General features: G+C 69.8%; 10 protein-coding genes. 4 read left to right on the top strand and 6 right to left on the bottom strand.

What is annotated here, in order from left to right; translation table 11 throughout:
• Window positions 1-15 precede the first annotated feature (15 nt).
• The 3 genes from pcaF to D183_RS0105645 are packed head-to-tail and all read right to left on the bottom strand — an operon-like array spanning window position 16 to window position 2,569.
• Window positions 16-1,224: a 3-oxoadipyl-CoA thiolase gene (pcaF, locus tag D183_RS0105655; protein WP_017908146.1), complete on the bottom strand. Its 1,209-nt coding sequence runs from the start codon at window positions 1,222-1,224 to the stop codon at window positions 16-18.
• Window positions 1,221-1,892, bottom strand: coding sequence for a 3-oxoacid CoA-transferase subunit B (locus tag D183_RS0105650; RefSeq protein WP_017908145.1), 672 nt, complete (start codon window positions 1,890-1,892; stop codon window positions 1,221-1,223). The genes pcaF and D183_RS0105650 overlap by 4 nt, the downstream gene beginning before the upstream one ends.
• Window positions 1,880-2,569, bottom strand: coding sequence for a 3-oxoacid CoA-transferase subunit A (locus tag D183_RS0105645; protein ID WP_017908144.1), 690 nt, complete (start codon window positions 2,567-2,569; stop codon window positions 1,880-1,882). Before D183_RS0105645 ends, D183_RS0105650 begins: the two co-directional genes overlap by 13 nt.
• A 327-nt stretch (window positions 2,570-2,896) precedes the next feature.
• Between D183_RS0105645 and D183_RS0105640 the strand changes: the two genes are divergently transcribed.
• From D183_RS0105640 to D183_RS0105630, 3 genes are read left to right on the top strand one after another with little or no spacing between them, the layout of a single operon-like run.
• A complete protein-coding gene (locus D183_RS0105640; protein WP_017908143.1) occupies window positions 2,897-3,973 on the top strand; it encodes an aromatic ring-hydroxylating dioxygenase subunit alpha in 1,077 nt (358 codons plus the stop codon).
• 29 nt (window positions 3,974-4,002) lie between these two features.
• On the top strand, window positions 4,003-4,752 hold the full coding sequence (locus D183_RS0105635) for a GntR family transcriptional regulator (protein ID WP_017908142.1): 750 nt from the start codon (window positions 4,003-4,005) through the stop codon (window positions 4,750-4,752).
• Window positions 4,753-4,801: 49 nt separating this feature from the next.
• Window positions 4,802-5,785 carry a PDR/VanB family oxidoreductase gene (locus D183_RS0105630; protein WP_017908141.1) on the top strand — a complete coding sequence of 328 codons (984 nt, stop codon included), beginning with the start codon at window positions 4,802-4,804 and terminating at the stop codon, window positions 5,783-5,785.
• 87 nt (window positions 5,786-5,872) lie between these two features.
• Here the strand turns inward: D183_RS0105630 and D183_RS0105625 are convergent, their stop codons facing one another.
• Together D183_RS0105625 and pobA are read right to left on the bottom strand one after the other, a co-directional pair.
• Window positions 5,873-6,361, bottom strand: a complete 489-nt coding sequence (locus D183_RS0105625) for a nuclear transport factor 2 family protein (protein ID WP_017908140.1) — start codon at window positions 6,359-6,361, stop codon at window positions 5,873-5,875.
• Between the two features lie 448 nt (window positions 6,362-6,809).
• A complete protein-coding gene (gene pobA / locus D183_RS0105620; RefSeq protein ID WP_017908139.1) occupies window positions 6,810-7,988 on the bottom strand; it encodes a 4-hydroxybenzoate 3-monooxygenase in 1,179 nt (392 codons plus the stop codon).
• 93 nt (window positions 7,989-8,081) lie between these two features.
• Between pobA and D183_RS0105615 the strand changes: the two genes are divergently transcribed.
• The gene (locus D183_RS0105615) at window positions 8,082-8,981 is read left to right on the top strand and encodes a helix-turn-helix domain-containing protein (RefSeq protein WP_026144224.1); all 900 of its coding nucleotides are present in this window, start codon (window positions 8,082-8,084) and stop codon (window positions 8,979-8,981) included.
• Window positions 8,982-9,284: 303 nt separating this feature from the next.
• On the opposite strand, the gene D183_RS0105610 is transcribed toward D183_RS0105615, so the two are convergent.
• On the bottom strand, window positions 9,285-10,476 hold a 1,192-nt coding region (locus tag D183_RS0105610; RefSeq protein ID WP_017908137.1), incomplete at its 5' end, for a benzaldehyde dehydrogenase.

Below are 10,476 nucleotides of genomic sequence, written 5' to 3'. Positions count from 1 at the left end.
CGATGGGGCGAGCGGCTACAGCCGCTCGATCGCCAGCGCCACGCCCTGGCCGACGCCGATGCACATGGTCGCCAGGCCGCGGCGACCACCGCTGGCCTCGAGCTGGCGCAGCAGGGTCAGGGCGAGGCGCGCACCGCTCATGCCCAGCGGATGACCGAGCGCGATCGCGCCGCCGTTGGCGTTGACGTGCGCGGCATCGTCGGCGACGCCGAGTTCGCGCAGGCAGGCCAGGCCCTGCGCGGCGAAGGCTTCGTTGAGTTCGATCGCATCGAAGTCGCCGATGGACAGCCCCAGCCGTGCCAGCAGCTTGCGCGTGGCCGGCACCGGGCCGATGCCCATGTAGGCCGGCTCCACGCCGGCGCTGGCGAAGCCCAGCACGCGTGCGCGCGGGGTCAGGCCCAGCGCCTGCACCTGCGCGTCGCTGGCCAGCAGCAGCGCGGCGGCGCCGTCGTTGATGCCCGAGGCGTTGCCGGCGGTGACCGTGCCGGGCTGGCGGAAGATCGGCTTGAGCCTGGCCAGCGCATCGAGGGTGGTGTCGGCGCGCGGATGCTCGTCGACGCTGACCTCGACGGTCTCGCCGCGCTTCCTGCCCGGGGCGGTCACCGGCACGATCTCGCCGTCGAAGAAACCGGCCGCCTGCGCGGCGGCGGTGCGCTGCTGGCTGCGCAGGGCGAAGGCGTCCTGGTCCTCGCGCGAGATGCCGTAGCGTGCGGCCACGTTCTCGGCGGTCTCGCCCATCAGCTCCACCCCATACAGTTGCTGCAGCTTCGGATTGACGAAGCGCCAGCCCATGGTGGTGTCTTCGAGCTGCTGGTTGCGGGCGAAGGCGCTGTCGGCCTTGCCCATCACCCACGGCGCGCGCGACATCGACTCGACGCCGCCGGCGATGGCCAGTCCCAGCTCGCCGGCGCGGATGCCGCGCGCGACGGTGCCGATGGCATCCAGGCCGGAGCCGCACAGGCGGTTGACCGTGCTGCCCGGCACGCTGAACGGCAGGCCCGCCAGCAGCAGGCTCATGCGCGCGACGTTGCGGTTGTCCTCGCCGGCCTGGTTGGCGCAACCCAGGTAGACGTCGTCGAGTTGCGCCGGATCCAACTGCGGCTGCCGCGCCAGCAGCGCCTGCAACGGCACCGCACCGAGGTCGTCCGCGCGCACCCCGGCCAGGGCGCCGCCGTAGCGGCCGATCGGCGTGCGGATGCCGTCGATGATGTAGGCCTCGTTCATGCCGCCTCCGTGGAATCGGCCAGGGTCAGCGCCAGCCCGGTGGCCTGGCGCAGGTCGTCCAGGCTCACGCCTTCGACCAGTTCGAGCACGCGCGCGCCATCCGGCCCCAGCGCGAACACGCCCAGGTCGGTGTACACCCGCGACACGCAGCGCAGCCCGGTCAACGGATAGCTGCAGGCGTTCACCAGCTTGGGCTCGCCGCGCTTGGTCAGCAGTTCCATCATCACGTAGACCTGCTTGGCGCCGATCGCCAGATCCATCGCGCCGCCGACCGCCGGGATCGCATCGGCCGCGCCGGTGCTCCAGTTGGCCAGGTCGCCGTGCACCGACACCTGGAACGCGCCGAGCACGCACACGTCCAGGCGCCCGCTGCGCATCATCGCGAACGAGTCGGCGTGGTGGAAATAGCAGCCCCCGGTCAGCAGCGTCACCGGCTGCTTGCCGGCGTTGATCAGGTCCAGGTCCTCCTGCCCCGGCGGCGGCGCCGGCCCCATGCCGAGCAGGCCGTTCTCGCTGTGCAGGAAGATCTCCTTGTCCGCCGGCAGGAAGTTGGCCACCGCGGTCGGCAGGCCGATGCCCAGGTTGACGTAGGCGCCCTCGGGGATGTCGCGCGCCACCCGTGCGGCCAGCGCGTTGCGGTCGATGCCGCGCCCGTTCAGTGCGTGCATGCGCCCTCCTGTGCGGTGGCCACCGCCACCACCCGTTGCACGAAGATGCCCGGGGTCACCACCGCTTCCGGATCCAACGCGCCCAGCTCCACCACCTGTTCCACCTGCACGATCGCGCAGGTCGCGGCCATCGCCATCAGCGGGCCGAAGTTGCGCGCGGTCTTGCGGTACACCAGGTTGCCCCAGCGGTCGCCGTGGTGCGCCTTGATCAGCGCGAAATCGGCGCGGATCGGATACTCCAGCACGTAGTGGCGGCCGTCGATCTCGCGGGTCTCCTTGCCGGCGGCCAGCTCGGTGCCGTAGCCGGTCGGGGTGAAGATCGCACCTAGGCCGTTGCCGGCCGCGTGGATGCGCGCGGCCAGGTTGCCCTGCGGCACCAGCTCCAGTTCCAGCTCGCCGGCGCGGTAGGCCGCGTCGAAGTGCTGCGAGTCGCTCTGCCGCGGGAACGAGCACACGATCTTGCGCACGCGCTTGTGCTTGATCAGCGCGGCCAGCCCGGTCTCGCCGTTGCCGGCGTTGTTGTTGACGATGGTCAGCTCGCGCGCGCCCTGCGCGATCAACGCATCGATCAGCGCATCGGGCATGCCCGCAGTACCGAAGCCGCCGATCATCACCGTGGCGCCATCGTGGATGTCGGCCACTGCGTCGGCGCACGAAGCCAGGGTCTTGTCGATCATCGGCGCCGCTCCACCGTCGCCGGCCGCGGGCGCAGCGCGCGTCGGCGCAAGCGCATTACAAGGTCTGCCACGACATCCTCCTCCAGGTCGCTCCGGGAGGCCACGTTAGGCCGGCACTGACGGGCGGTCAATCCGATTATCGGATGCATTGTTCGATAAACGAACAATTTAACGATGCGGCAACGGCACGCCGACCCATCCCTATTGTATACATTCGGCCATCGCCGCATCTCGGGCGATGGCGTGAAGGCAGCGCCCGCTCGCCCTCCGCCCGCAACACGCAAGGATCTTCCCCAGCCTGTTGTATACACAATCGAGGTCGCCGCCATGCAGTCGTCCGCTCCGGCATTTCCACTCAATGCCTGGTACGCCATCGCCTGGGATCACGAGGTCAAGCACGCGCTGCTGCCGCGCAAGGTGTGCAACTTGGACATCGTGCTGTACCGCACCAGCAGCGGCCGCGTCGCCGCGCTCGAGGACGCCTGCTGGCATCGGCTGGTGCCGTTGTCGATGGGCCGGCTGCGCGGCGACGACGTGGTCTGCGGCTACCACGGCCTGGTCTACGACGCGAACGGGCGCTGCGTGCACATGCCCTCGCAGGACACGATCAACCCTTCCGCCTGCGTGCGCCGCTTCCCCACCGTGGAGCGGCACCGCTACGTCTGGGTGTGGCCGGGCGACGCGGCGCTGGCCGACCCCGCGCTGGTGCCGGACCTGCACTGGAACGACGACCCGGCCTGGGCCGGCGACGGCCGCACCATCCACGTCAAGTGCGACTACCGGCTGGTGCTGGACAACCTGATGGACCTGACCCACGAGACCTTCGTGCATGGCTCCAGCATCGGCCAGGACGAGGTCGCCGAGGCGCCGTTCGACGTGGTCCACGGCGAACGCAGCACGGTGGTCTCGCGCTGGATGCTGGACATCGACCCGCCGCCGTTCTGGGCCTGGCAGATCGAACATGCGCACGGCTACCGCGGCAAGGTCGACCGCTGGCAGATCATCCGCTTCGAGGCGCCCTGCACCATCGCCATCGATGTGGGCGTGGCGGTGGCCGGCAGCGGCGCGCCGCAGGGCGACCGCTCGCGCGGGGTCAACGGCTACGTGCTCAACACCATCACCCCGGAAACCGATCGCACCTGCCATTACTTCTGGGCGTTCGCGCGCAACCATTCGTTGCACGAGCAGTCGATCACCACGCGCCTGCGCGACGGCGTCAGCGGTGTGTTCGGCGAGGACGAGCTGATCCTGGAAGCGCAGCAGCGCGCCATCGACGCGCATCCGGACCACGTGTTCTACAACCTCAACGTCGATGCCGGCGGCATGTGGGCGCGGCGGCTGATCGAGCGCATGGTCGCCGCCGAGCAGCGCAACCAGGACCTGCAGCTGCGCATGGTCGGATGAACCGCCGCCAGGATCCCGGAGCCACTGCCATGTCCGCCGCGCATCCATTCCGCTCCAGCGCCGCACAGACCACCCGCGCCCTGCTGGAAGTGCGCGAGCTGATCCTGGCCGGCGAACTGGCCGCCGGCGAACGCCTGTCCGAGGTCGCCCTGGTGGAGCGCCTGGGCGTCTCGCGCACGCCGGTGCGCGCCGCCCTGCAGCGACTGGCCGAGGAAGGCCTGGTGCAGCCGCTGCGTGGCGGCGGCTACGCGGTGCAGGCGTTCGACGAGGCCGATGTGGACGACGCCATCGAACTGCGCGGCACCCTGGAAGGGCTGGCCGCGCGCCGCGCGGCCGAGCGCGGTGCCGAGCCGGCCTTGCTGGCGCGGGCGCAGGCGTTGCTGGCGCAGATCGACGCCGTCCTGGCGGCGCGACCGCTGAGCGAGGAGGCCTTCGCCCGCTATGTCGATTGCAACGCGCAATGGCATGCCCTGTTGTTCGAGATGGCCGGCAGTGCGCTGCTCTCACGCGAGTTGGCGCGCGTCGCGCAGTTGCCGTTCGCCTCGCCGAGCAGCTTCGTGCTCGAACGCGGCCAGGCCGCCACCGTGCTGTCGATCGCGCAGGACCAGCACCGTCAGGTGCTGGACGCGATCGTGCGCCGCGAAGGCGCGCGCGCCGAAGCGCTGATGCGCGAACACGCGCGGCTGGCGCAGCGCAACGCCCACCACGCCCTGCACGACCAGAACGCGCTGGGCCAGATCCCCGGCAGCCGTCTGCTGCGGCGCCGCCCACCCGCCTGATCGCGGCGCACAGACGCCCGTCTCCCCTTCCCGCCTGCCGGACCCCGCCATGCGCAAAGACACCCAGTGGACCACCGCCCGCGTCGTCGCCGTCGCCACGCCGTGCCAGGACGTGCGCGAGATCGTCCTCGATCCCGGTCGCGCCAGCCGCCCCTTTAGCGTGGGCAGCCACCTCGACGTGCGCGTGCGCATCGGCGAGGCCTGGCACGAGCGCTCCTACTCGCTGGTCGGCGAGCCCGCCGCAGACGGCCACTACCGCATCGCGGTGCGCGCGGTGCCAGGTAGCCGCGGCGGGTCGCGCGCGATGTGGACGCTGGCGCCAGGCGACCCACTGGAGATTTCCTCGCCCAACAACCACTTCGCGCTGGACGAGACCGCCGAGCACATCGTGCTGGTCGCCGGCGGCATCGGCATCACCCCGATCCTGGGCATGGCGCAACGGCTGGCGCGCGGGCGCATCCCGTTCCAGGTGCTCTACGCCGGCCGCAGCGGCGCCAGCATGGCCTATATGGAGCATCTGCAGGACCTGCTGGGCGAGCGCCTGCAGTTGTTCTGCCCGGAGCATCTGGGTCAGCTCGAGCTGGCCGCGCAGATCGCGCAATGGCCGCGCAATGCCGACGTCTACGCCTGCGGCCCGCTGCCGCTGCTGGACGAACTGCGGCAACGCTGGCGCGACGACGGCCGCGCCCGCGCGCGCCTGCACTTCGAGACCTTCGGCAACAGCGGCAACGCACCGGCGCAGCCGTTCGTGGTGCAGGTGCCGGCGCTGGGCAAGACCGTGCAGGTCGCCGAGAACGAGTCGTTGCTGGATGCGCTGAGCGCGGCCGGCGTGGAAGTCATGGCCGACTGCCGCCGCGGCGAATGCGGCCTGTGCGTGGTCGAGGTGCTGGACGCGGCCGCCCCGCTGGACCACCGCGACGTGTTCCTCAGCGACGAACAGCGCCACAGCAACCGCAAGCTGTGCGCCTGCGTCTCGCGCGCGCTCGGCGGCAGCGTCAGCATCGACACCGGCTACCGCGCCGACGCGTTCTGACGCCTGCGCGCATTCCCCTCGCAGCGCGCAGGCGTCGTCCACGCGGTTGGACGGCGCCTGCCAGTGATCAACGCACGCGACGCGACCTCACTTGGTCGCCGCGTCCCAATGCTCCTGGATCTTGCCGTTCTGGATACGGAACATGTCGAACCAGGTGGTGGTGTAGGTCTTGCTGGCATCCTTGGGATCGGGCAGCGTGCGCACCGACACCAGGGTCACGTAGTCGCCCTCGGCCAGGATCGCCACCAGCGGCAACTGCACCCGCGGCTGGATCGGCGTCGGCTTGACGAAGGAGGTCAGGAACGCCAGGAACGCGTCGCGGCCGTTGGCCACGTTCGGGTTGTGCTGGATGTAGTCCTTGGCCATGTACATCGGCGCATATTCGGTGTGCCCGGCTTCGAACACGATGCGCCAGAAGTCGTAGACCAGGCGCTTGTTGGCGCTGGTACGCCAGTCCTCGCCGTGCAGCAACTGCGCGTGGTTGGGATTGGCGGTGACCGCGGTCTGCGCGAACGCGGACGCGACCGGGAGCGCAAGCAGCAGCGCCAGCAGACAGGCCTGAAAACGGATCTTCATGGAAGACTCTCCGATGGGGGAACAGGGGGAATGCGCAGTGCCGCTGCGCTGCCGCGATGCGCGGCAACGTTGGCACCGACGCGGCTGCAGCGTAGCAACGCGACGTGCCTGCGCGAGGCAGGAAATCGCGAAAAGCACGCGGATTTACCGGCTTTTTTCCTGGTCTGGGAGAATCGCCACAGTTACCTCGACCTCAGAAATGGCGCAGTAACACGCACCTAAAGGTTCGCGTGCAGTGCATGGCGCCGCGATGTGTTGGCGCTCTGCACCGTCATCCATCGGCGCGCTTGATCCCCGTCATCGATCACAATGATCGACGACTCTCATGTCGAGGGTGGGGATTCGGAATTCGGGATTGGAAGAACGCGGAGAAGGACACCATCGACGTGCGCAGGGGAACCGGGACGCGGCTTTACGAATCCCCAATCCCGACTCCCCAATCCCCCCGCTAAAGCGCCAACGGCAATCCCGCATAGTTCTCGGCGATGGTGGCGCGGCCCGCAGCGCTTCCAAGCAGATAATCCAGTTCCGCATCGTGCAGGCGGCGGCTGAACGCGTCCTCGTCCGGGAAGCGATGCAGCATCGTGGTCATCCACCAGGAAAAGCGCTCGGCCTTCCACACGCGCTGCAGGGCCAGTTCCGAATAGCGCTGCAGCGGCGCGTCACTGCGCTCCTGCTGCGCCTGCGCGAACAGGTGCGCGAGCAGGCCGACGTCGCCGGCAGCGAGGTTCAGGCCCTTGGCGCCGGTCGGCGGCACGATGTGTGCGGCATCGCCGGCCAGGAACAGGCGGCCGTACTGCATCGGCTCGGCGACATAGCTGCGCAGCGGCGCGATGCTTTTCTCCAGCGACGGACCGGTGACCAGCGCCTGCGCCACGTCGTCGGGAAGACGCCGACGCAGCTCGTCCCAGAAGCGATCGTCCGACCAGTCCTCCACCCGCTCGTCCGCCGGCACCTGCACGTAGTAGCGGGTGCGGGTGGGAGAACGCATGCTGCACAGCGCGAAACCACGCGCATTGCGCGCATAGATCAGTTCGTCGGCCACCGGTGGGGTGTCGGCCAGCACGCCTAGCCAGCCGAACGGATAGATCCGTTCGTACACGCGCAGCACCTCGGCCGGAATCGCGCGGCGGCTGACCCCGTGGAAGCCGTCGCAGCCGACCACGTAGTCGCAATCCAGGCGCTGCGTGACGCCATCCTGCACGAAGCTCAGCCACGGCTGCAGCCCGGCGATGTCGTGCAACTGCACATCCTCGACGGAATAGAGAGTGGCGGCGCCGGCAGCGCGGCGTGCGTCCATCAGGTCGCGGGTCACTTCGGTCTGGCCGTAGACGGTGACCGCACGGCCACCGGTCGCCGCACTCAGTTCGATGCGTTCGCGGCGCTGCTCCAGCGCCAGTTCGAAGCCGTGGTGGACGATGCCTTCGCGCTGCATGCGCGCGCCCGCACCGGCGGCGCACAGCAGGTCGGCGGTGCCCTGCTCCAGCACGCCGGCGCGAATGCGCGACAGCACGTGTTCCGGCGTCTGCCGCTCGACGATGACGGTGTCGATGCCGTGGCCGTGCAGCAACTGCCCGAGCAGCAGCCCGGCCGGGCCGGCGCCGACGATGGCGACCTGGGTACGCATACGTCCTCCGAAGGATGGGACAGACCCACAGTGTTCCGGTTGCGGCGTGCCGAGGACATGGATCATCGCGACCGATTCCGGTACTTTTCGCCGATGCCCCGCACTGCCTCCGCCGCTGTCGCATCGCCCGCCATGGTCCCGGCGTTTCGCCTGTACGGCGAGACCGGCGACAGAGGGACATCGGACCTGTTGCACTGGGAATCCATTGCCGCGCGCAGCCGCCTGCACGACTGGCATATCCGCCCGCACCGCCACGGCGATCTGCTGCAACTGCTGTATCTGCAACGCGGCAGCGCCGGCCTGCACTTGGACGGAACGCAGCAGCGCCTGCGCGGGCCATGCCTGCTGCTGTTGCCGCCGCTGTGCGTGCACGGCTTCCGTTTCCAGCGCAACGTGCGCGGCCATGTCGTGACCGTGTCGGCGCCGCTGCGGCAGCGCCTGGCGGCGCAATGGCCGAATCTGGACGAAGCGCTGGCGCGGCCGCTGTGCCTACCCGCGGGCGATCAGCAAGCGATGCTGGACGCCTGCTTCGCCGCCATCGCCGCCGAACACACACAGCACCGCCCCGGCCGCGAGCCGATGCTGCAGGCGCTGGTCACGCAGGCCTTGCTGTGGGCGGCGCGCGGCGCGCTGGCGGATGCCCATCGCGATCCGCACGATGCCGACCGCGGTGCGCGCCACGTGCGCGCCTATACCGCGCTGATCGACGCGCATTACCGGGAACATTGGCCGCTGGCCCGCTATGCCGACCGGCTCGGGCTGAGCCGCAGCCATCTCAACGCGCTATGCCGGCGCCTGGCCGGTGCTTCGGCGCTGGAACTGTTGCAACGCCGGATCATGCTCGAGGCGCGGCGCAGCCTGGTCTACACCACCTTGACCGTGCAGCAGCTCGCGGAAGTCCTGGGCTATGCCGATGCGGCGTATTTCAGCCGCTGCTTCCGCCGGCATGCGGGGTGTTCGCCGATCCAGTTCCGGCAGCGCGCGCAGGGGTGACACGACCCGCAGCCAGTACGGAGATCGCGGTGCGGTCGCTTTACTGTGGGAGGGACTTCAGTCCCGACACGTGATCGATGATCGACCAGTCCCGCTTCGTTCGTCGCGGCTGAAATGGCGAGTCACCGCAGAAGCGTCGGGACTGAAGTCCCTCCCACAATGCAGTGTCGGCGCCGGTGCCGGTGCCAGGGCCTTATTGGCCGCGCGTAGCTCAACACGCACGCAACGGAACAATCATCTCTCCCGCAATCAATGCATCCACGAGCACAACCGGGCGCCACATCGACGCCCGGCGACTTGTCCTCAGAACGGATACTGCGGCGCGCTGTCCTGGATCGTCACCCACTGCCAGTGCGTGTACTGGCCCCAGTCGGCCGGGCCGCCCATGCTGGTGCCGTTGCCGGAGGCACCGGTGCCGCCGAACGGATTGGTGACTTCGTCGGCCACGGTCTGGTCGTTGATGTGCAGCAGGCCGGTGTGCAGGCGTTCGCCCAGCGCCATCGCGCGACCAACCGACGCCGACAGGATGCCGGCCGACAGGCCGTACTCGGTCTGGTTGGCCAGCGCCACCGCCTCGTCGTCGCTGTCGAACGCAATCACGTTGGCGACCGGGCCGAACACTTCCTCCTCGAACGCCGGCATGCCCGGCTGCACGTTCGACAACACCGTGGCCGCATAGAACAGGCCCTCGTGGGTGCCGCCGGCCTCGACCACGGCGCCCGCCGCCACCGAGGCATCGACCACGTCCTTGACGTGCTGCAGCTGGCGCTGGTCGATGATCGGACCGAGCGCCACGTGGGCGGTGGCCGGATCGCCAACCGGCAGGTGCCGCGCCTTCTCGGCCAGGCGCCGGGTCAGCTCCGCGGCGATGCTGCGCTGGACCAGCACGCGACCGGTGGCCATGCAGATCTGGCCCTGGTGGAAGTATGCGCCGAAGGCGATCGCCGACACCGCCTTGTCCAGGTCGGCATCCTCGAGCACGATCAACGAGTTCTTGCCGCCCAGTTCCAGCGCGGTCTTCTTCAGGTGCTTGCCGGCCAGTTCGCCGATACGGCGGCCGGCGGCGGTGGAACCGGTGAACGCGATCATCGGCACGCCCGGCGCCTCGACCAGCGCCTGGCCGGCATCCGCGCCGCCTGGCAGCACGTGCAGCAGGCCCTTCGGCAGGCCGGCCTGCTGCAGCACTTCGGCGATGACGAAGCCGCCGGCGTACGGCGTCCGTGGATCCGGCTTGAGCACCACCGCATTGCCGACCGCCAGCGCCGGCGCCACCGAGCGCAGCGACAGCACCAGCGGGAAATTGAACGGCGAGATCACCCCGACCACGCCCAGCGGCAGGCGCCGCGCCAGGCTCAGCCGGCCCGGCGCGGTCGGCAGCACCTGGCCCTGCGCCTGCAGCGGCATCGCCGCGGCCTGCTGCAGCAGCACGATCGCCTCGCGCACCTCGTGCTCGCCCTTGGGCAGGATGCCGCCGGTCTCGCGGGCGATCAGCGCC

Origin of the sequence: Xanthomonas sp. SHU 199, from assembly GCF_000364665.1 — a bacterium.
Taxonomy (GTDB): domain Bacteria; phylum Pseudomonadota; class Gammaproteobacteria; order Xanthomonadales; family Xanthomonadaceae; genus Xanthomonas_A; species Xanthomonas_A sontii.
This window is presented reverse-complemented; position numbering and strand designations above follow the sequence as displayed.

Excerpts from the sequence above, each read along its gene's own strand:
- pcaF (WP_017908146.1), bottom strand. The coding sequence starts at position 1,224 with ATGAACGAGGCCTACATCATCGACGGCATCCGCACGCCGATCGGCCGC.
- D183_RS0105650 (WP_017908145.1), bottom strand. The coding sequence starts at position 1,892 with ATGCACGCACTGAACGGGCGCGGCATCGACCGCAACGCGCTGGCCGCA.
- D183_RS0105645 (WP_017908144.1), bottom strand. The coding sequence starts at position 2,569 with ATGATCGACAAGACCCTGGCTTCGTGCGCCGACGCAGTGGCCGACATC.
- D183_RS0105640 (WP_017908143.1), top strand. The coding sequence starts at position 2,897 with ATGCAGTCGTCCGCTCCGGCATTTCCACTCAATGCCTGGTACGCCATC.
- D183_RS0105635 (WP_017908142.1), top strand. The coding sequence starts at position 4,003 with ATGTCCGCCGCGCATCCATTCCGCTCCAGCGCCGCACAGACCACCCGC.
- D183_RS0105630 (WP_017908141.1), top strand. The coding sequence starts at position 4,802 with ATGCGCAAAGACACCCAGTGGACCACCGCCCGCGTCGTCGCCGTCGCC.
- D183_RS0105625 (WP_017908140.1), bottom strand. The coding sequence starts at position 6,361 with ATGAAGATCCGTTTTCAGGCCTGTCTGCTGGCGCTGCTGCTTGCGCTC.
- pobA (WP_017908139.1), bottom strand. The coding sequence starts at position 7,988 with ATGCGTACCCAGGTCGCCATCGTCGGCGCCGGCCCGGCCGGGCTGCTG.
- D183_RS0105615 (WP_026144224.1), top strand. The coding sequence starts at position 8,082 with ATGCCCCGCACTGCCTCCGCCGCTGTCGCATCGCCCGCCATGGTCCCG.